Source organism: Usitatibacter rugosus (assembly GCF_013003965.1).
In the GTDB taxonomy this organism is placed as follows: domain Bacteria; phylum Pseudomonadota; class Gammaproteobacteria; order Burkholderiales; family Usitatibacteraceae; genus Usitatibacter; species Usitatibacter rugosus.
Genome location: NZ_CP053069.1, coordinates 3910328 through 3928097, shown reverse-complemented (window position 1 = coordinate 3928097; position 17770 = coordinate 3910328). Strand labels below are relative to the sequence as shown.

General features: G+C 69.0%; 24 protein-coding genes. 22 read left to right on the top strand and 2 right to left on the bottom strand.

Annotated features, from left to right (window positions below; genetic code table 11):
• Positions 1-38: 38 nt before the first annotated feature.
• Both DSM104443_RS18630 and DSM104443_RS18625 read right to left on the bottom strand, forming a co-directional pair.
• Positions 39-1544 (bottom strand): ExeA family protein, encoded by a 1506-nt coding sequence (locus DSM104443_RS18630; protein ID WP_212756786.1) that lies wholly within the window; start codon positions 1542-1544, stop codon positions 39-41.
• On the bottom strand, positions 1501-2931 hold the full coding sequence (locus DSM104443_RS18625; protein ID WP_171094950.1) for a sigma-54-dependent transcriptional regulator: 1431 nt from the start codon (positions 2929-2931) through the stop codon (positions 1501-1503). The genes DSM104443_RS18630 and DSM104443_RS18625 overlap by 44 nt, the downstream gene beginning before the upstream one ends.
• Positions 2932-2963: 32 nt before the next feature.
• Here DSM104443_RS18625 and DSM104443_RS18620 point away from each other — a divergent pair, with 32 nt between their 5' ends.
• The 22 genes from DSM104443_RS18620 to tatC all read left to right on the top strand — a co-directional run bounded on the left by DSM104443_RS18620 (position 2964) and on the right by tatC (position 17768).
• Positions 2964-3827 (top strand): ABC transporter ATP-binding protein, encoded by an 864-nt coding sequence (locus DSM104443_RS18620; RefSeq protein WP_171094948.1) that lies wholly within the window; start codon positions 2964-2966, stop codon positions 3825-3827.
• Complete coding sequence (mlaE, locus tag DSM104443_RS18615) at positions 3824-4621, top strand: lipid asymmetry maintenance ABC transporter permease subunit MlaE (RefSeq protein ID WP_171094946.1); 798 nt, start codon at positions 3824-3826, stop codon at positions 4619-4621. Before DSM104443_RS18620 ends, mlaE begins: the two co-directional genes overlap by 4 nt.
• Before the next feature lie 35 nt (positions 4622-4656).
• Positions 4657-5184 carry an outer membrane lipid asymmetry maintenance protein MlaD gene (gene mlaD / locus DSM104443_RS18610; RefSeq protein WP_171094944.1) on the top strand — a complete coding sequence of 176 codons (528 nt, stop codon included), beginning with the start codon at positions 4657-4659 and terminating at the stop codon, positions 5182-5184.
• A gap of 71 nt (positions 5185-5255) precedes the next feature.
• A complete protein-coding gene (locus DSM104443_RS18605; RefSeq protein ID WP_171094942.1) occupies positions 5256-5876 on the top strand; it encodes an MlaC/ttg2D family ABC transporter substrate-binding protein in 621 nt (206 codons plus the stop codon).
• Between the two features lie 2 nt (positions 5877-5878).
• Positions 5879-6181: an STAS domain-containing protein gene (locus DSM104443_RS18600; protein WP_171094939.1), complete on the top strand. Its 303-nt coding sequence runs from the start codon at positions 5879-5881 to the stop codon at positions 6179-6181.
• Positions 6181-7107, top strand: a complete 927-nt coding sequence (locus DSM104443_RS18595; protein WP_171094938.1) for an ABC transporter ATP-binding protein — start codon at positions 6181-6183, stop codon at positions 7105-7107. The genes DSM104443_RS18600 and DSM104443_RS18595 overlap by 1 nt, the downstream gene beginning before the upstream one ends.
• Entirely contained in the window at positions 7104-7859 is a 756-nt protein-coding gene (locus DSM104443_RS18590) for an ABC transporter permease (RefSeq protein ID WP_171094936.1), read from the top strand. The genes DSM104443_RS18595 and DSM104443_RS18590 overlap by 4 nt, the downstream gene beginning before the upstream one ends.
• A gap of 2 nt (positions 7860-7861) precedes the next feature.
• Positions 7862-8098 (top strand): BolA family protein, encoded by a 237-nt coding sequence (locus DSM104443_RS18585; RefSeq protein ID WP_171094934.1) that lies wholly within the window; start codon positions 7862-7864, stop codon positions 8096-8098.
• A 37-nt stretch (positions 8099-8135) separates the two neighbouring features.
• Positions 8136-9383: a UDP-N-acetylglucosamine 1-carboxyvinyltransferase gene (gene murA, locus DSM104443_RS18580; protein WP_171094932.1), complete on the top strand. Its 1248-nt coding sequence runs from the start codon at positions 8136-8138 to the stop codon at positions 9381-9383.
• A gap of 5 nt (positions 9384-9388) precedes the next feature.
• Positions 9389-10027, top strand: coding sequence for an ATP phosphoribosyltransferase (hisG, locus tag DSM104443_RS18575; RefSeq protein ID WP_212757226.1), 639 nt, complete (start codon positions 9389-9391; stop codon positions 10025-10027).
• Positions 10020-11327 carry a histidinol dehydrogenase gene (hisD, locus tag DSM104443_RS18570; protein WP_171094929.1) on the top strand — a complete coding sequence of 436 codons (1308 nt, stop codon included), beginning with the start codon at positions 10020-10022 and terminating at the stop codon, positions 11325-11327. Before hisG ends, hisD begins: the two co-directional genes overlap by 8 nt.
• On the top strand, positions 11324-12394 hold the full coding sequence (gene hisC, locus DSM104443_RS18565) for a histidinol-phosphate transaminase (RefSeq protein WP_171094927.1): 1071 nt from the start codon (positions 11324-11326) through the stop codon (positions 12392-12394). The genes hisD and hisC overlap by 4 nt, the downstream gene beginning before the upstream one ends.
• A 1-nt stretch (position 12395) precedes the next feature.
• Positions 12396-12983 (top strand): imidazoleglycerol-phosphate dehydratase HisB, encoded by a 588-nt coding sequence (gene hisB, locus DSM104443_RS18560; RefSeq protein WP_171094925.1) that lies wholly within the window; start codon positions 12396-12398, stop codon positions 12981-12983.
• 23 nt (positions 12984-13006) lie between these two features.
• Entirely contained in the window at positions 13007-13636 is a 630-nt protein-coding gene (gene hisH / locus DSM104443_RS18555; RefSeq protein WP_171094923.1) for an imidazole glycerol phosphate synthase subunit HisH, read from the top strand.
• 19 nt (positions 13637-13655) lie between these two features.
• A complete protein-coding gene (gene hisA / locus DSM104443_RS18550; protein WP_171094921.1) occupies positions 13656-14390 on the top strand; it encodes a 1-(5-phosphoribosyl)-5-[(5-phosphoribosylamino)methylideneamino]imidazole-4-carboxamide isomerase in 735 nt (244 codons plus the stop codon).
• Complete coding sequence (gene hisF / locus DSM104443_RS18545) at positions 14390-15151, top strand: imidazole glycerol phosphate synthase subunit HisF (RefSeq protein WP_171094919.1); 762 nt, start codon at positions 14390-14392, stop codon at positions 15149-15151. Before hisA ends, hisF begins: the two co-directional genes overlap by 1 nt.
• Positions 15148-15543: a phosphoribosyl-AMP cyclohydrolase gene (gene hisI / locus DSM104443_RS18540; protein WP_171094918.1), complete on the top strand. Its 396-nt coding sequence runs from the start codon at positions 15148-15150 to the stop codon at positions 15541-15543. Before hisF ends, hisI begins: the two co-directional genes overlap by 4 nt.
• Positions 15536-15859 carry a phosphoribosyl-ATP diphosphatase gene (locus tag DSM104443_RS18535; RefSeq protein WP_171094916.1) on the top strand — a complete coding sequence of 108 codons (324 nt, stop codon included), beginning with the start codon at positions 15536-15538 and terminating at the stop codon, positions 15857-15859. The genes hisI and DSM104443_RS18535 overlap by 8 nt, the downstream gene beginning before the upstream one ends.
• Positions 15860-15867: 8 nt before the next feature.
• Positions 15868-16221, top strand: a complete 354-nt coding sequence (locus DSM104443_RS18530) for a histidine triad nucleotide-binding protein (RefSeq protein WP_171094914.1) — start codon at positions 15868-15870, stop codon at positions 16219-16221.
• 27 nt (positions 16222-16248) lie between these two features.
• Positions 16249-16473, top strand: a complete 225-nt coding sequence (gene tatA, locus DSM104443_RS18525) for a Sec-independent protein translocase subunit TatA (RefSeq protein WP_171094912.1) — start codon at positions 16249-16251, stop codon at positions 16471-16473.
• Between the two features lie 41 nt (positions 16474-16514).
• The gene (tatB, locus tag DSM104443_RS18520; protein ID WP_171094910.1) at positions 16515-17003 is read left to right on the top strand and encodes a Sec-independent protein translocase protein TatB; all 489 of its coding nucleotides are present in this window, start codon (positions 16515-16517) and stop codon (positions 17001-17003) included.
• Between the two features lie 9 nt (positions 17004-17012).
• Positions 17013-17768, top strand: a complete 756-nt coding sequence (tatC, locus tag DSM104443_RS18515; RefSeq protein ID WP_171094909.1) for a twin-arginine translocase subunit TatC — start codon at positions 17013-17015, stop codon at positions 17766-17768.
• Positions 17769-17770: the final 2 nt, after the last annotated feature.

Here is a 17770-nt window from a genome sequence, read left to right as displayed (position 1 = left end):
GGAAACGCAACGAAAAACCCCCCCGAAACGTGGCGATTTCAGCGCCGGTCGGTGCGGCGCACGTCTTCGCGCAAGCCGTCGAGCGGCCGCACGTACGGACGGAACTGTTTCAGCGTCTCGGGCATCGCGTCCAGCGCGGCCACGGCCTCGGCGCGCTCGGGAAACGCGCCGTACAGCACGCCGATGCGCGGTGCCTCGCGCGATCCGGCGGGGAAGAGGTAGAGCGTCTCGGGCTTGAGCGTGCGGCCCACTTCGACGAGGTAGTTCTCGAGGTAGGTCTTCTCGCGCGCGTCGGTGACCATCAGCTGCACGCCGTAGCCCCCGGTCGCGCTGCCCTCGAGGAGCTGCTTGCCTGCGGCGAGGCGCGCGCCCACCGCGTCACCGACTTCCGCGGGCGCTGCGGGGCGCGCCTCGGATGCGTTCGCCGGCTTCGCGCTCGCGGTCCGGGATTCGGCTGTCTTCGACTCGGCGGGCGATGCGGCAGGAGCCGTCGTCGCGGGCTTGTCGGCCGCGGGCGAGGCGGCAGGCGACACGGCCGCGCCATTGCGGGCCGCGACGGCCTCCGACGGCACGGGACCTCCGTGCTGTGCGGCGAAATAGCCGATCGCGATGCCCACGACGAGGCCGAGGGCCGCGGCCACCCCGATGGCCTTGCGTGGCGAGCGCCGCGTGACCACGATCTGCGTGTCCGAAACCGCCGCGCGCGCGTGGTCGGGGCTCACGGTGTGCGTGCCCGCGGCGAAAGCGGCGAGGAGGGTCTTGTCGGCGTAGATGTTGATGCGCCGCGTGAGGCCCTCGGACGCGTCGGCGATGATCGCGAGCGCCTCCGTGCCGAAGAGGTCGGGCCCGTGGTAGCCGGCCTGGCGCAGGCGGAAATTCACGTAGTCCTTCACGTCGCGCGGCGGCAGCGGCGCGAGATCGAATGCGTGCGTGATGCGCTCCTTCAGCTGCCGCATGCTGGGCAGGGCGAGGTGCGCGTCGAGCTCGGGCTGGCCGAACAGCACGAGCTGCAGCAGCTTTTCCTTGTTGGTCTCGAGGTTGGAGAGCAGGCGCACCTCCTCGAGCGTGGCGAGCGGCATCGCATGCGCCTCGTCGATCAGCGCGACGACCTGCTTGCCGTCCGCGTGCACCTCGATCAGCTTGTCCTGCAGCAGCTTCACGAGCTTGGTGGTGTTGGCGCCGGCCGTCTCGATGCCGAGGTCGGCCGCGATGGCGGCGAGCATCTCGTCGCGCGAGAGGCTGGGCACCGCGAGGTAGATGGTCTCGACCTTCTCGGGCAGCCGCTCCATCAGCACGCGGCAGAGCATGGTCTTGCCGCTGCCCACCTCGCCCGTGACCTTCACCATGCCTTCGCCGGCGGTGATGGCGTAGAGCAACGCCTCGAGCGTGGCGCCGCGATTGGCGCCCGAGAAGAAGAACTCGGTGTGGGGGGTGATGCGGAAGGGGGCTTCGCGCAACCCGAAATGCTCGAGGTACATCGTCATCGTGTTCTCGCGGGCGCTATCCGCGGCCTTCGCCCGGGTCGGAAGGGGCGAGTTTAGCACCGCCCCGCCCGGCCGCTTCGAGCCTTCCATAGAGGGTGGAACGCGAAACGCCGAGCAACTTCGCGGCCTGGGACATGTTGCCCTGGGCGACCTCGATCGCGGCGTCCAGGTAGGCCTGCTCGACCCCCTTCAGCGCCGTGTCCAGGCTGAACGGACGGCCCGAGGTGAGCTCCGCGCGGGCCCGCGCCACCGGATCGTCGCCGCGCGGAGCGCCGTCGGCGGGTGCCAGCTCCGCCTCGAGCTCCGCCAGGCCCACGCGGTAGCCGCCGTACTTCGCGGTGAGGCGGATCACGATGTTCTTCAGCTCGCGCACGTTGCCGGGGAAGTCGTAGCCGAGCCAGCGCTCGCGGGCCGCGTCGTCCAGCACGATCGCCTGCGTGCCCGACTTGGTGGCCATCACGGCGCGGTAGTGGTCGAGGAGCTTCAGCTTGTCGTCGCCGAGGTCGCGCAGGGGCGGCACCGGCACCGTGAACACCGACAGCCGATGGTAGAGGTCGGCGCGGAAGCGGCCCTCGCGGATCGCCGAGCGCAGGTCGCGGTTGGTGGCGGCGACGATGCGTGCGGTGGAAACCCGGGTCTGCGTCTCGCCCACGCGCTGGTACTCGCCGTTCTCGAGCACGCGCAGCAGCTTGGCCTGCAGCTCGGGTGGGAGCTCGCCGATCTCGTCGAGGAAGAGCGTGCCGTCGCCCGCATCCTCGAAGTAGCCCGACTTGGCGCCTTGCGCGCCGGTGAAGGCGCCCTTGGCGTAGCCGAAGAGCGTGGGCTCCACGAGGTTGGGCGAGATCGCCGCGCAGTTGAGCGCGAGGAACGCATCGCCCGCGCGGGCGCTGAGGTGATGGAGCGAATAGGCGACGCGCTCCTTGCCGCTGCCCGACTCGCCCTCGATCAGCGCCGGGAAGGAGGACGCGGCATAGAGGTCGATCTGGCTGCGCAGCTTCCGCACCGCGGGGCTGTCGCCGACGATGGCGCGGTTGGCTTCGTCGGCCTCGCTGCCGCGGTCGAGGCCGGGCGAGGCCAACGCGCGGTCGAGCGCCTTGCGAAGCTGCGCGGGATCGCAGGGCTTGGGCACCAGCGCCACGGCGCCGAGCGCGCGGGCGCGGCGCGCGTTGGATTCCTCGTTCTGCCCGGTGAGCACGAGGATGCGCACGTTCGGGACGTGCGCGAGGAGATCGCCGATCAGCTTGAAGCCCTCGTTCGGCAGGTGCGGCACGGGCGGCAGGCCCAGGTCGATCAGCGCGAGGTCGGGCGCGAGCCCGGAGCGCAGCGCCGCGACCGCATGCGCCCGATCGGGGGCGCGCGTGACCTCGTGGCTTGGCGCCAGCGCGAAGGCCAGGCTTTCGGAGATGAGCGGGTCGTCGTCGACGAGCAGGAGCGACGGTTTCTTCACACCGGGCAGTATAGGGGAGCCCCGGCGCGTCGATGCTAAAATGCCGCTCTTCCTCACGGCCGATATTCCCCCTCCGCGTGCCCGATCCGCTCGTCGACGTCCAGTCCGTCAACTTCTCCTACGGGCGGAAACCGATTTTGAAGGGCATCACGATGCGCGTGCCGCGCGGGAAGGTCGTCGCGATCATGGGCGGCAGCGGCTGCGGCAAGACCACGCTGCTGCGCGTGCTGGGCGGGCAGCTGCGCCCGCAGGCGGGCACCGTGACGGTCGACGGCGAGGCGGTCCACGGCCTCGACCGCGAAGGCCTCTATCGCCTGCGCCGGCGCATGAGCATGCTGTTCCAGTTCGGCGCCCTTTTCACGGACCTGTCCGTCTTCGAGAACGTTGCGTTCCCGCTGCGCGAGCACACCACGCTGCCCGAGCAGATCGTGCGCGACCTCGTGCTCCTCAAGCTGGAAGCGGTGGGCCTGCGCGGGGCGCACCCGCTCATGCCCGGCGAGCTCTCCGGCGGAATGGCGCGGCGCGTGGCGCTCGCGCGGGCGCTGGTGCTCGATCCCACGCTGGTGCTCTACGACGAGCCCTTCGCGGGGCTCGACCCGATCGCCCTCGCCGTGGTGGGCCAGCTGGTGCGCCGATTGAACGATGCGCTCGGCGCGACGTCCATCGTGGTCTCGCACGACGTGAAGGAATGCCTCCAGATCGTCGACTACATCTACTTCATGGCTGAGGGGCGCATCGTCGCGCAGGGCACGCCCGACGAGATGCGTTCCGCAAAGGATCCCCAGGTGCGACAGTTCATCCACGGCGAGTCCGAAGGTCCCGTTCCGTTCCACGTGCCGACGCGCGAATACGCGCACGACCTCGGCTTCACCCCCGCTCCGCGAGGTTCCGCATGATCGCGCGGCTGCGCGGCCAGCTCACGCAGCTCGGCCACGGCTTCGTCGACGGCCTGTGGCGCGTGGGCTCGATGACGCGCTTCTTCGTCCTGGTGCTCTCGGCGTCGGGCACGAGCTTCCAGCGCACGCGCCTCGTGCGACGGGAGATCTACTTCACCGGCGTGCTGTCGTTCGTGATCATCGCCGTCTCGGGCCTCTTCGTCGGCATGGTGCTCGGCCTGCAGGGCTACGAGACTCTGCAGCGCTACGGCGCCACGGAGTCGATCGGGATGCTCGTGGCGCTCTCGCTGGTGCGCGAGCTCGGCCCCGTCGTCTCGGCGCTGCTCTTCGCCTCGCGCGCGGGCTCGGCGATCACCGCCGAGATCGGCCTCATGAAGGCCACGGAGCAGTTGACCGCGATGGACATGATGGCGGTCTCGCCCATGGCTCGCGTCGTGGCGCCGCGCTTCTGGGCGGGTGTCATCTCCATGCCCTTGCTCGCGGCCATCTTCTCGGCCATGGGCGTGTTCGGCGGATACCTCGTCGGCGTCGTGCTGATCGGCGTGGACGCCGGAGCCTTCTGGAGCCAAATGCAGGCGGCGGTCGACGTGCGATATGATGTTTTGAACGGCGTGATCAAGAGCATCGTGTTCGGCATCGCGGTGTGCGTGATCGCGACGTTCGAGGGCTTCGATGCCCCGCCCACCGCCGAGGGTGTCTCGGGCGCGACGACGCGTACGGTCGTGAGCTCCGCGCTCACCATCCTCGCCCTGGACCTCGTGCTCACCGCCTTCATGCTGCGCGCCGACGACTGACCGCTCCCGCAACGGCCACCAAAAAAAAGACACTCATGGAACGAACCACCATCGACATCTGGGTCGGCGCCTTCGTCGCCGTAGGCTTCGCCGCGCTGCTCATCCTCGCGCTGAAGGTCGGCAACATCGGCGGCGAGGGCCAGCGCGACGCCTACAAGGTCGAGGCGCGCTTCGACAACATCGGCGGCCTCAAGGTGCGCGCCCCGGTGAAGGCCGCCGGCGTCGTGGTGGGCCGCGTGCAGGAGATGCACTTCGACAGCGACCGCTACCAGGCCTCGGTCACGCTGGCGCTGGACAAGCGTTTCCCGTTCCCCAAGGACACCACCGCCTCCATCCTCACGTCGGGCCTGCTGGGCGAGGTGTACATCGGCCTCGACGCGGGCGGCGACGACAAGAAGCTCGCCGATGGCGACCGCATCGCGATCACCCAATCGGCCGTGGTGCTCGAGCGCCTGATCGGGCAGTTCCTGTTCTCCAAGGCGCAGGAAGAGCCCGCCGCCAAGGAGCCCGCGAAGGACGCCGCCAAGGCGCCGGCACCCGCACCCGCAGCCGCCAAGAAATGACCGCCGCGCGGGAACGCCCGCGCGCACCGGCGGTCCCAAGCAGGATCATTTTCCAGAGAGGTTTCATACCCATGTACCGCATGCTGATCGCCGCGTTCGCGGCCCTTGCCACGACCGCCGCGCTGGCGCAGGAGGCACCCGACGCGCTCGTGAAGAAGGGCGTCGACGACGTCCTTTCCGCCATCAAGAACGACAAGGACCTGCAGTCGGGCAACCTCGACAAGGTGATGAAGCTCGCCGACGAGAAGGTGCTGCCCAACTTCGACATGGCGCGCATGACGCGCCTGGCCGTCGGCCGCCCCTGGGCCCAGGCCACGGATGCGCAGAAGGAAGCGCTCACCAAGGAGTTCAAGACGCTGATCATCCGCACCTACTCCTCGTCGCTCTCGCAGTACCGCAACCAGGTGGTCGAGGTGAAGCCGCTCAAGGTGGCTGCCGGCGACACGGACGTCGTGGTCCGCACCGAGGTGAAGCAGCAGGGCGGCCCGCCGATCCCGCTCGACTACAGCATGGAGAAGACGGCGGCCGGCTGGAAGGTCTACGACGTGGTCGTGGACGGCGTGTCCCTGGTCACCACGTACCGCGGCTCCTTCGGCGACATCATCCAGAAGAGCGGCATCGACGGCCTGGTGAAGACGCTGCAGGACCGCAACTCGAAGGGCGCGCCCGCCCCGGCGGCGCCGAAGAAATAACGATGAACGACGCTCCGCGCGCCGAAGTGCTCGCCCTCGAGGGACCGCTGTCCTTCGAGAGCCTGCCGCGGGTGCTCGCCGAGAGCGACGCCTACGAGGCGAGGGCCGACCTTCCCGACCGCCTCACCATCGACTTCGGCGGCGTCACCAACGTCGATTCCTCCGCGGTCGCGCTGCTGCTCGAGTGGCGCCGCCGCGCGCTCGCCCGGGGCAAGCAGCTCGCCTTCGTGAACCTGCCCGCGAACCTGGTCGCGCTCGCGGAGCTCTACGGCGTGGTCGACATCATCCAGTCCTGCCGCGCGTAGTGGCGGATCCGTCGCAACCGGCGATCGCCGTCGCCGTGCGGGGCGTGGCCAAGCGCTACGGTGCCGTGCAGGCCCTGGCGGGCGTCGACCTCGAAGTGAAGCGCGGCGAGTTCTTCGCCCTCCTCGGTCCCAACGGCGCCGGCAAGACCACCCTCATCTCCGCCCTCGGCGGGCTCGCGATCGCCGATTCAGGAACGCTCACCGTGATGGGCCACGACGTGCGCACGGATTACCGCGCGGCTCGCCGCAGCGTCGGCATCGTGCCGCAGGAGCTCGTGTTCGACCCGTTCTTCACGGTGCGCGAGACGCTCGAGATCCAGTCGGGCTACTTCGGCCTGCGCGACAACGGCAAGTGGATCGACGAGCTGCTCTCGAAGCTGGCGCTCGTCTCCAAGGCGCGCGCCAACATGCGCAGCCTCTCCGGCGGCATGAAGCGCCGGGTGATGGTGGCGCAGGCGCTGGTGCACCGCCCGCCGGTGATCGTGCTGGACGAGCCCACGGCCGGCGTCGACGTGGAACTGCGCCGGACCCTGTGGGATTTCGTCCGCGAGCTGAACGCCGCGGGCCACACGATCGTCCTCACCACGCACTACCTCGAAGAGGCGCAGGAGCTCTGCTCGCGCATCGCGATGATGCGCGACGGGCGCATCGTCGCCCTCGACACGACCGCGAACCTGCTGGCGGCGTTTTCCGAGCGCGTGCTGCGCGTGAAGATCAACTGCGAGTTGCCGGCCTCGCTCGTGGCCAGCGCCCGCGACGAGGGCGGCGGCTGGTGGCGCATCCCGGTGCAGGACAGCGCGCACGTCGAGGACGCGCTCGCCAAGCTGCGTGCGGCCGGCGCGGCAGTCGAGAGCCTGGAGGTCGCCGAGCCCGAGCTGGAGCAGGTGTTCCTCAAGATCATGCGGCAGCGCCCGGAGGGCTCGTGAGCGGATTCCGCACGCTGCTCTACAAGGAAGTGCTGCGCTTCTGGAAGGTCTCCTTCCAGACGGTCGCCGCACCGGTCCTCTCCGCGCTGCTCTTCCTGCTGGTGTTCGCGCACGCCTTGTCCGGCCGCGTGGAAGCCTTCCCGGGCGTCACCTATACGCAGTTCCTGGTCCCGGGCCTCGCGATGATGGCGATGCTGCAGAACGCGTTCGCCAACAGCTCGTCGTCGCTGATCCAGTCGAAGCTCACGGGCAACATCGTGTTCATCCTGTTGCCGCCGCTCGCGCACGGCGAGATCTTCGCGGCTTACCTGCTGGCGGCGATCGTGCGCGCGCTCGCCGTGGGTGCCGGCGTGTTCGCGGCCGCGGTGTGGCTCGTGCCGGTGCCGATGGAGCGCCCGCTCTGGACGCTCGCCTTCGCGCTGGTGGGGTCGGGCCTGTGCGGCGTGCTGGGCATCATCGCCGGCATCTGGGCGGAGAAATTCGAGCAGGTGGCGGCCTTCCAGAATTTCCTCGTGACGCCGCTCACGTTCCTCGCCGGCGTGTTCTATTCGGTGCACTCGCTGCCACCCTTTTGGCAGGCCGCGTCGCACCTGAACCCGTTCTTCTACGCGATCGACGGCTTCCGCTACGGCTTCTTCGCCCAGTCCGACGTGGCGCCGGGGATCAGCCTCGCGATTGCGACGGCCGCCTTCGCTGCCCTATCATTCATAACCCTCCAGCTGCTGCGCTCCGGCTACAAGCTGCGCCACTAGACATGGTCGAACCGGCCTCCATCGAGAAGTCCATCCGCGCGGGACTCGACGTCACCCACCTCGAGGTGACCGGCGACGGCGCCCATTTCGAGGCCGTGATCGTGAGCCCAGCCTTCGCGGGCCTCGCTCGCGTGCGGCGCCACCAGCTCGTCTACGGCGCGCTCGGCGACCGCATGCGCGAGGAGATCCACGCGTTGTCCATGAAGACCCTTTCCCCGGACGAGTGGGCCGCGCGCTGAACCGACCGCCGGCCCCGGGCCGGTCCCCAAGGAACCCATGCAGAAACTTTCCATCCACGGCGGCGTGCCGCTCTCGGGCGAAGTCCGCGTCGCCGGCGCGAAGAATGCCGCGCTCCCCATCCTCACGGCGTCGCTGCTGACGGCCGAGCCCTTGCGGCTCTGGAACGTGCCGGAGCTGAACGACGTCCACACGATGGTGGCGTTGCTGAAGCGCATGGGTGTCGCCGCCAATGTGTCGCCGGGTGCGGTCGAGCTGGAGGCGAAGACGGTCGAGCCCTACGCGCCGTACGACCTCGTGAAGACCATGCGCGCCTCGATCCTCACGCTGGGCCCGCTGGTGGCGCGCTTCGGTGATGCCAAGGTTTCCCTGCCGGGAGGCTGCGCCATCGGCGAGCGCCCCGTCGACCTCCACATCAAGGGCCTGGAGGCGATGGGCGCGACCGTCGCGATCGAGGAGGGCAACATCCACGCGACGGCCAAGAAGCTGAAGGGCGCGCGCATCTACATGGACACCGTGACCGTCACCGGCACGGAGAACCTCATGATGGCCGCGTGCCTCGCCGAGGGCGAGACGGTGCTGGAGAACTCGGCGCGCGAGCCGGAAGTCGTCGACCTCGCGCATTGCCTGCTCGCCATGGGAGCGAAGATCACCGGCCATGGCACCGACGTGATTCGCATCGTCGGCGTCCCGGCGCTGCACGGGGCCACGCACGCGATCATGGCCGACCGCATCGAGGCCGGCACCTTCCTCGCGGCAGCGGCCGCCACGCGCGGCAACATCACGCTCACCAGCGCTCCGGTGGCGAGCCTGGATCCCGTGTTCGACAAGCTGCGCGAGGCCGGCGCCAAGGTCGAGGTGAACGGCACTTCAGTGCATCTCCAGATGGGCCGCCGGCCGTACGCGGTGGGCATCCGCACCTCGCCCCATCCCGGATTCCCCACCGACATGCAGGCTCAGTTCCTCGCGATGAACACGGTTGCCGACGGCACTTCGGTCGTCACCGAGACCATCTTCGAGAACCGCTTCATGCACGTGCAGGAGCTGCGCCGGCTGGGCGCGCGCATCGACATCGAGGGCAACACGGCGATCGTGCGCGGCAACGACCGGCTCACCGGCACCACGGTAATGGCCACGGACCTGCGCGCCTCGGCGAGCCTCGTGATCGCGGGCCTGATGGCCGAGGGCGAGACGATCGTCGACCGCATCTATCACCTGGACCGCGGCTACGAGCGGCTGGAGACGCGCCTGGGCGCGCTCGGCGCCCGCATCAAGCGGATCGCGTGAACGCCATGATCACCCTCGCGCTCTCCAAGGGACGCATCTTCGACGAGTCGGCGCCGCTGCTCGCGGCCATCGGGCTCTCGCTCGCGGAAGATCCCGGGAAGACCCGCAAGCTCATCGTCGCCACGAAGAATCCGGGCGTGCGCGTGATCATCGTGCGCGCCACCGACGTGCCGACGTACGTGCAGTACGGTGCTGCGGACCTCGGCATCGCCGGCAGCGACGTGCTCGCCGAGCATGGCGGCGTCGGCCTCTACCAGCCGCTGGACCTCGCCATCGCGAAGTGCCGCATGGTGGTCGCGGCACCCGAAGGCTTCGACTACGAAAGCGCCGTGAAGCAGGGCGCGCGCCTGCGCGTGGCCACCAAGTACATCGGCACGGCGCGCGAGCATTTCGCCGCCAAGGGCGTGCATGTGGACCTGATCCACCTCTATGGCTCGATGGAGCTGGCGCCCCTGGTCGGTCTCGCCGATGCGATCGTCGACCTCGTGGATACGGGCAACACGCTTCGCGCGAACAAGCTCAAGGTGGTCGAGGAGATCGAGCCGATCTCCAGCCGCCTCATCGTCAATCCCGCGTCGCTCAAGCTGAAGCGCTCGGCGCTGGGCCCGGTGATCGACGCGTTCGGCAAGGCGGCCCGTGGCTAGCATCCGCCGGCTCGCCTCGGACGCGCCCGGCTTCGAGGCCGAGCTCGCGTCGTTGCTCGCCTTCGAGTCGGCGCAGGACGAGGGCGTCGACCAGGCCGTGCAGGTGATCCTCGAAGCGGTGCACACGCGCGGCGATGAGGCACTGCTCGAGTTCACGGCGCGCTTCGACCGCTGGCAGCCCAAGGCGGCCCGGGATCTCGAGGTCGACCCGAAGCTCGCGCGCGCCGCGCTGGATCGCATTCCCGCGGCAGAGCGGGAAGCGCTCGAGCTTGCCGCGCAGCGCATCCGCACTTACCACGAGCGCCAGCGCCAGGACTCGTGGCGCATGGAGGAAAGCGACGGCACGGTACTCGGCCAACAGGTGACGCCCCTCGATCGCGCCGGCCTCTACGTGCCCGGCGGCAAGGCGGCGTATCCCTCCTCGGTCCTGATGAACGCGGTCGCCGCGAAGGTGGCGGGCGTGGGCGAGCTGGTGATGGTGACCCCGACCCCCGGCGGCGAGCTGAACGACTACGTACTGGCGGCCGCTGCGATCGCGGGCGTCGACCGCATCTTCCGCGTCGGCGGCGCGCAGGCCGTGGGCGCGCTCGCATTCGGCACCGCGACCGTGCCCGCGGTCGACAAGATCGTCGGCCCCGGCAACGCGTACGTGGCGGCGGCCAAGCGCCGCGTATTCGGCCGCGTCGGCATCGACATGGTAGCCGGCCCGTCGGAGATCCTCGTCATCGCCGACGCGAGCGCCGATCCCGAATGGGTCGCGATGGACCTCTTCTCGCAGGCCGAGCACGACGAGATCGCGCAGGCGATCCTGCTCTCGCCCGAAGCGTCGCTCCTCGACCGCGTCGCCCACGTGATGGAGCGCGAGCTGCCGACGCTGCCGCGGCACGCCATCGCCGGCGCTTCGCTCGCCGCGCGGGGTGCGCTGATCCAGGTCCGCGACCTCGAGGAAGCCTGCGAGATCGCCAACCGCATCGCGCCCGAGCACCTCGAGCTCGCGGTCGCCGATCCCGACGCCCTGCTGCCGAAGATCCGCCACGCCGGCGCGATCTTCATGGGCCACCACGCCTCCGAGGCGATCGGCGACTACTGCGCCGGGCCCAACCATGTGCTGCCCACGTCGCGCACGGCGCGCTTTTCGTCGCCGCTCGGCGTCTACGACTTCCAGAAGCGCTCGAGCGTGATCCGCATCTCGCCCGAAGCGGCCGCGCGCCTCGGCAAGACCGCCGCCACGCTCGCGCGGGCCGAAGGGCTCGAGGCGCACGCCCGCAGCGCCGAGCGGCGCTTCCTCAAGCCGCGATGAAGGATCCGCAAAGCCTCGTGCGCGGCGAGATCCGCGCGCTGCAGGGCTACCACGTGCCGCCCGCGGAAGGCCTCGTGAAGCTGGACGCGATGGAGAATCCCTACACGCTGCCGCCGGACCTCGCCGCGGAGCTGGGACGGGTGCTGGCCCACGTGGCGATCAACCGCTATCCGCATCCCGGAGCGCCGGCGCTCAAGGCGCGGCTGCGCGAAGTGTTCTCGATCCCGGATTCCCTCGAGCTCGTCCTCGGCAACGGCTCCGACGAGATCCTGCAGATGATCGGCATGGCGGTCGCGAAGCCGGGCGCCTGCGTCCTCTCCGTGGAGCCGGCCTTCGCGATGTTCCGCATCAGCGCGATCGCCGTGGGCCTGCGCTACGAGGGCGTGAGCCTGAGGGAGGACTTCACCCTCGACGAGGAAGCCCTGTTGGGCGCGATCGCGCGCCACAAGCCGGCACTCACGTGGATCGCGTACCCCAACAATCCGACCGGAAACCTCTTCCCCCGGGAGGCGATCCTGCGCGCCGTCGCGGCCTCGCCCGGCCTCGTGGTCGTGGACGAGGCGTATTTCCCGTTCGCGGGCGGGACGACGCTGCTGGACGAGATCGGGCGGCACCCCAACCTGGTGCTGATGCGTACCGTTTCGAAGCTGGGGCTGGCGGGACTGCGCCTGGGCTTCGCGGTGGCGCCCCGGGCCTGGGCCGACGAGCTGGAGAAGCTTCGCCTGCCCTACAACGTGAACGTCCTCACGGCCGCCGCGGCCGACCTGGTCCTTCGGCATCGCGACGTGCTGGACGCCCAGACGGGGCGCCTGGTGGCCGAGCGAGGCCGGCTGGAGGCGGCGCTGGACGCGATGCGCGGCGTCACGCGCTTTCCCTCCGCGGCGAACTTCGTCCTGGCACGCCTGCCGGATGCGCCGGGCGCATTCGAGGGGCTGAAAGCGCGTGGTATATTGGTTCGCAACCTCCACGGTTCCCACGCGCTGCTCGCGAACTGCCTTCGATTCACCATCGGAACACCTGAAGAGAACGACCGCCTCGCGGCCGCACTCCACCAGATCCTCGCCTGACATGCGTACCGCCGAAATCCAGCGCGACACACGCGAAACGCAGATCTTCGTCGCGGTGAACCTCGACGGCACGGGCGAAGCGAAGCTCGCCTCCGGCATCCCGTTCCTCGATCACATGCTCGACCAGGTCGCGCGCCACGGCGCCATCGACCTCACGGTGCGAGCCAAGGGCGATCTCGAGATCGACGCGCACCACACCGTCGAGGACATCGGCATCACGCTGGGCATGGCGATCGCGAAGGCCGTCGGTGACAAGAAGGGCATCCGCCGCTACGGCCACGCGTACGTCCCGCTGGACGAAGCCCTGTCGCGCGCGGTCGTCGACTTTTCCGGCCGGCCGGGGCTCGAGTTCCACGTCGACTTCAGCCGCGCCCGCGTCGGCGAGTTCGACGTCGACCTCACGCATGAATTCTTCCAGGGCTTCGTGAACCATGCGCTCGCGACGGTGCACATCGACAACCTGCGCGGCGAGAACTCGCACCACCAATGCGAAACGGTGTTCAAGGCGTTCGCGCGCGCACTGCGCATGGCGCTGGAACCCGATCCGCGCGCCGCGGGCGTGATCCCGTCCACCAAAGGAACCCTCTAGTCCGGCAGCCACGGTCCGAGGCCATGTCCCAACGCATCGCCATCGTCGACTACGGCATGGGCAATCTGCGCTCCGTGCAGAAGGCGCTCGCCCACGTGGCGCCCGAGGCCCGGGTCGAGATCACCGCGGACCCGGACAGCGTCGCCAGCGCCGACCGCGTGGTCTTTCCCGGCCAGGGCGCGATGCCCGACTGCATGCGCTCGCTCCACGAGAGCGGCCTGGGTGACGCGGTGCTGGAGGCCGCGAAATCCAGGCCCTTCCTCGGGCTTTGCATCGGCCTGCAGATGCTCTTCGACCGCAGCGAGGAGGGCGACACGCCCGGCCTCGCCTTCCTGCCGGGCCAGGTGCTGGGATTCGGCGAGGGCGCGCGTTCCGCGGGCCTCAAGGTTCCGCACATGGGTTGGAACGAGGTCTCGCAGTCGGCGTCCCATCCCCTGTGGGACGGAATCGCCGATGGCAGCCGCTTCTATTTCGTGCACAGTTATTACTGCCGCCCCGGGGATGCCGGCCTCACCGCCGGCACGACGCGCTATCCCGGCGTCTTTACCTCGGCCATCGCCCGCGCTAACATTTTCGCGACGCAATTCCATCCTGAAAAGAGCAGCGTCGCGGGGCTCAGGCTCCTCAGCAACTTCTCCAGCTGGAATCCCTAGCGGATCCGCCCCCCTCCCCATGCTGATCATTCCCGCGATCGACCTCAAAGACGGACGCTGCGTGCGCCTCCAGCAGGGGGACATGTCCAAGGAAACGGTCTTCTCCGAGCAGCCCTCGAAGATGGCCGCGCAATGGGCGAAGGCCGGAGCCCGGCGCATCCACGTCGTCGACCTCAATGGCGCCGTGGCCGGCAAGCCGAAGAACGAGGAGGCGGTGAAGGCGCTCGTCGCCGCCGTCGATTCGGACATCCCGATCCAGCTGGGCGGCGGCATCCGCGACCTGGACACGATCGAGAGCTACCTCGACGACGGCGTGTCCTACGTGATCATCGGCACGGCGGCCGTGAAGAACCCCGGTTTCCTGCACGAAGCCTGCGACGCGTTCCCGGGCCACATCATGGTCGGCCTCGACGCGAAGGATGGGAAGGTCGCCACTGACGGCTGGTCGAAGCTCACCGGCCACGACGTGCTGGACCTCGCCAAGCGCTTCCAGGACTACGGCGTGGAAGCGGTGATCTACACCGACATCGGCCGCGACGGGATGATGAGCGGCGTGAACGTGGAAGCCACGCTGAAGCTGGCGCAGGCGCTCACGGTCCCCGTCATCGCGAGCGGCGGCCTCACCACGCTGGACGATGTGACGGCGCTCCGAGCGCTGGAATCCGAGGGGGTGACGGGCGTCATCGCCGGACGCGCCATCTACGAGGGCAAGCTCGACTTCGCCGCCGCGCAGAAGCTCGCCGACGGCAACTGATGTCCCTCGCCAAGCGCATCATCCCCTGCCTCGACGTGCACGCGGGCCGCGTGGTGAAGGGCGTCAAGTTCGTGGAGCTGCGCGACGCGGGCGATCCCGTGGAGATCGCGCGGCGCTACAACGACGCGGGTGCCGACGAGATCACCTTCCTCGACATCACCGCCTCCAGCGATGCGCGCGAGACGATCTTCGACGTGATCTCGCGCGTGGCCGACGAGGTCTTCATCCCGCTCACGGTGGGCGGGGGTGTGCGCAAGGTCGAGGACGTGAGGAAGCTCCTCAACGCCGGCGCCGACAAGGTGAGCATCAATACCTCCGCGGTTGAAAATCCGGAGCTGGTCTACGATTCGGCGCGCCGTTTCGGCTCGCAGGCCATCGTGGTCGCCATCGACGCGCGCGGCCGGGAAGGCGGCGGCTGGGAGGTCTACACGCACGGCGGCCGCAAGGCCACGGGCAAGGATGTCGTGGCCTGGGCGCGCGAGATGGCCGACCGCGGCGCCGGCGAGATCCTCCTCACCAGCATGGACCGCGACGGGACCAAGAGCGGCTTCGACGTGGCGCTCACCCGCGCGGTCTCCGAAGCCGTGCCGGTGCCGGTGATCGCGAGCGGCGGCGTGGGCTCGCTCGAGCACCTGGCGCTGGGCATCGAGGAAGGCAAGGCGGACGCGGTGCTCGCCGCCTCCGTCTTCCACTTCGGCGAGATCACCGTGCCCGAGGCGAAGCGCTTCCTCGCGGCTCGCGGCATCGAGATGCGGCTGTGAGCGACTGGCTCGATGCGATCGCGTGGAACACGGACGGGCTCGCGCCCGCGGTCGCGCAGGACGCGGCCTCCGGCGAAGTGCTGACGCTTGCGTGGATGAATCGCGAGGCGCTCGAACGCACCGTGGAGACGGGGGAGGCGACTTACTGGTCGCGTTCGAGGAAGGCCCTGTGGCACAAGGGCGAGACCTCGGGGCACTTCCAGAAGGTGGTCGAGATCCGCATCGACTGCGATGCCGACGCGATCCTGCTGCGCGTCGAATCCGTGGGCGGCATCGCCTGCCACACGGGCCGGCGACGCTGCTTCTTCAACAAGCTCGAGGGCGCCGGCGGCGAGCGGCGCTGGGTCGCCACGGAGCCCGTGCTCGAGATCCCCGGAAAGACCCATGGCTGACTCCGACATCCTCCAAAGGCTCGAGGCGGCCATCGCCGAGCGCGTGAAGGCCGATCCGGGCACGTCCTACGTCGCGGCGCTGAACGCGAAGGGGCAGGACGCGGTCCTGAAGAAGATCGGCGAGGAAGCGACCGAGACTGTGATCGCCGCCAAGTCGGGCGACCGCGCGGCGATCGTCCACGAGGTCGCGGACCTCTGGTTCCATTGCCTGGTCATGATGGGCCGCCAGGGCGTGGCCCTGGACGAGGTGCTCTCCGAGCTCGAGCGCCGCGAAGGCCGCTCGGGCATCGCGGAAAAGAATGCGCGGCCGAAATGAGGAGCGACATGGATCCGAACTGCATCTTCTGCAAGATCGTGGCCGGCACCATCCCGAGCAGGAAAGTGTTCGAGGACGAGGACGTGTTCGGCTTCGACGACATCAACCCGGTGGCGGCGGTGCATTTCATGCTGATCCCGAAGAAGCACATCGCCTCGCTCGCGGATGCGGGGCCGGAAGACGCGGCCGTGCTGGGTAAGATCCTCACGCTGGCGGCGCGGCTGGCCCGCGAAAAGGGGTCCCCCGAAGGCTTCCGGACCATCGTGAACACCGGGAAGATCGGCAGGCAGGACGTGTATCATTTGCACGTCCACATCATCGGCGGCCCGAACCCGCTCCCGCGCATGATCGCGAAGGAATAGTTCGGATCACGCCTCGAGGAGAGATTCATGGGTTCATTCAGCATCTGGCATTGGTTGATCGTCCTGGTCATCGTGTTGCTCATCTTCGGCACCAAGAAGCTGCGCAACATGGGCGGGGATCTCGGCGGTGCCGTGAAGGGCTTCAAGGACGGCATGAAGGGCGAGGGCGAAGCGCCCAAGCCCTCCGGAGAGCTGGCGGCGAAATCCGGCGCCACCATCGACGGCGAGGTCCGGGACAAGCAGAAGTCCTGACCGCGGCGTTTCGCGCGGCGCCCGCGCCGCGGGCCTCAAGCATGTTCGACATCGGATTCTCCGAGCTTCTCGTCATTGGCATCGTGGCCCTCGTGGTGATCGGGCCGGAACGGCTGCCGCGCGTCGCGCGCACGCTGGGCGTGCTGTTCGGCCGCCTGCAGCGCTACGTGACGCAGGTGAAGTCCGACATCAACCGCGAGATGGACCTCTCCGAGATCAACCGCGTGAAGTCGGAGTTCGAAGGCGCGGCGCGCTCGTTCAAGCAGGACATCGAGACCACCGCGACGAAGACGGAGCAGGAGCTGCGCGAGGCTCAGTCCTCGATCGAGACCCAGCTCAAGGCCTCGTCGACGGATTCCGTGATGGAGCCGCTGACCACGCCGCCCGGCGCGGAGCCGGACAACGCTTTCGAGTCGTCACCGGCATCCGCGTTCGAATCCGCATCCGAGCCGCTTGCTCCCACGCCCTCTCCGCAGATGGAGCTCGGCATCGAGGAGCCCGAGCCCACGCGCGACCGCAAGGCGGGCTAGGGCCCCACGATGGAAGCCGGCAACGACACGTTCCTCTCCCACCTGATCGAGCTGCGCGACCGCCTGATCCGCGTGCTCGTGGCGGTCGGCATCGCGTTCATCCCGGCCTTCATCTTCAGCGCGGAGATCTACGACTTCCTCGCGCGCCCCGTGATCGCATCGCTGCCCACGGGCTCGAAGATGATCGCCACCGGCGTCATCACCCCGTTCCTGATCCCGATGAAGATCGCGCTGCTCGCCGCCTTCCTCGGGGTGCTGCCCTACGTCCTCTACCAGGCGTGGGCCTTCGTGGCGCCGGGGCTCTACGCCCACGAGAAGAAGCTGGTGCTGCCCCTCATCGTGAGCAGCACCCTGCTGTTCTTCATCGGCATGACGTTCTGCTACTACTTCGTGTTCGGCGCGGTGTTCGAGTTCATCAACAAGTTCGCCCCGAAGAGCATCTCCGTGGCCCCGGACATCGAGGCCTACTTCAACTTCGTGATCGGGATGTTCCTGTCCTTCGGCATCGCCTTCGAGCTGCCGGTCGTGGTGGTGGTGCTCGTGATGACGGGGCTCGTGACCACCGACCAGCTGCGCGAGTGGCGCGGCTACGTGATCGTCGGCATCTTCGTGGTGGCCGCGGTGGTGACGCCGCCCGACGTGGTCTCGCAGCTCTCGCTCGCGATCCCGATGTGCCTGCTCTACGAGATCGGGATCTTCGTCTCGCGCTTCGTCGAGAAGCGCAAGCTCCCCGCCCCCGGAGCCGAGCACCCGGCGGGCGAGTAGGG

Bases quoted from the DNA above. Each gene is read 5' to 3' on its own strand.
- hisB (WP_171094925.1), top strand. From the start codon at position 12,396: ATGCGTACCGCCGAAATCCAGCGCGACACACGCGAAACGCAGATCTTC.
- hisA (WP_171094921.1), top strand. From the start codon at position 13,656: ATGCTGATCATTCCCGCGATCGACCTCAAAGACGGACGCTGCGTGCGC.
- DSM104443_RS18530 (WP_171094914.1), top strand. From the start codon at position 15,868: ATGGATCCGAACTGCATCTTCTGCAAGATCGTGGCCGGCACCATCCCG.
- mlaD (WP_171094944.1), top strand. From the start codon at position 4,657: ATGGAACGAACCACCATCGACATCTGGGTCGGCGCCTTCGTCGCCGTA.
- DSM104443_RS18585 (WP_171094934.1), top strand. From the start codon at position 7,862: ATGGTCGAACCGGCCTCCATCGAGAAGTCCATCCGCGCGGGACTCGAC.
- hisG (WP_212757226.1), top strand. From the start codon at position 9,389: ATGATCACCCTCGCGCTCTCCAAGGGACGCATCTTCGACGAGTCGGCG.
- DSM104443_RS18605 (WP_171094942.1), top strand. From the start codon at position 5,256: ATGTACCGCATGCTGATCGCCGCGTTCGCGGCCCTTGCCACGACCGCC.
- DSM104443_RS18600 (WP_171094939.1), top strand. From the start codon at position 5,879: ATGAACGACGCTCCGCGCGCCGAAGTGCTCGCCCTCGAGGGACCGCTG.
- murA (WP_171094932.1), top strand. From the start codon at position 8,136: ATGCAGAAACTTTCCATCCACGGCGGCGTGCCGCTCTCGGGCGAAGTC.
- mlaE (WP_171094946.1), top strand. From the start codon at position 3,824: ATGATCGCGCGGCTGCGCGGCCAGCTCACGCAGCTCGGCCACGGCTTC.
- hisC (WP_171094927.1), top strand. From the start codon at position 11,324: ATGAAGGATCCGCAAAGCCTCGTGCGCGGCGAGATCCGCGCGCTGCAG.
- hisF (WP_171094919.1), top strand. From the start codon at position 14,390: ATGTCCCTCGCCAAGCGCATCATCCCCTGCCTCGACGTGCACGCGGGC.
- DSM104443_RS18620 (WP_171094948.1), top strand. From the start codon at position 2,964: ATGCTAAAATGCCGCTCTTCCTCACGGCCGATATTCCCCCTCCGCGTG.
- DSM104443_RS18535 (WP_171094916.1), top strand. From the start codon at position 15,536: ATGGCTGACTCCGACATCCTCCAAAGGCTCGAGGCGGCCATCGCCGAG.
- hisH (WP_171094923.1), top strand. From the start codon at position 13,007: ATGTCCCAACGCATCGCCATCGTCGACTACGGCATGGGCAATCTGCGC.
- tatC (WP_171094909.1), top strand. From the start codon at position 17,013: ATGGAAGCCGGCAACGACACGTTCCTCTCCCACCTGATCGAGCTGCGC.
- tatA (WP_171094912.1), top strand. From the start codon at position 16,249: ATGGGTTCATTCAGCATCTGGCATTGGTTGATCGTCCTGGTCATCGTG.
- tatB (WP_171094910.1), top strand. From the start codon at position 16,515: ATGTTCGACATCGGATTCTCCGAGCTTCTCGTCATTGGCATCGTGGCC.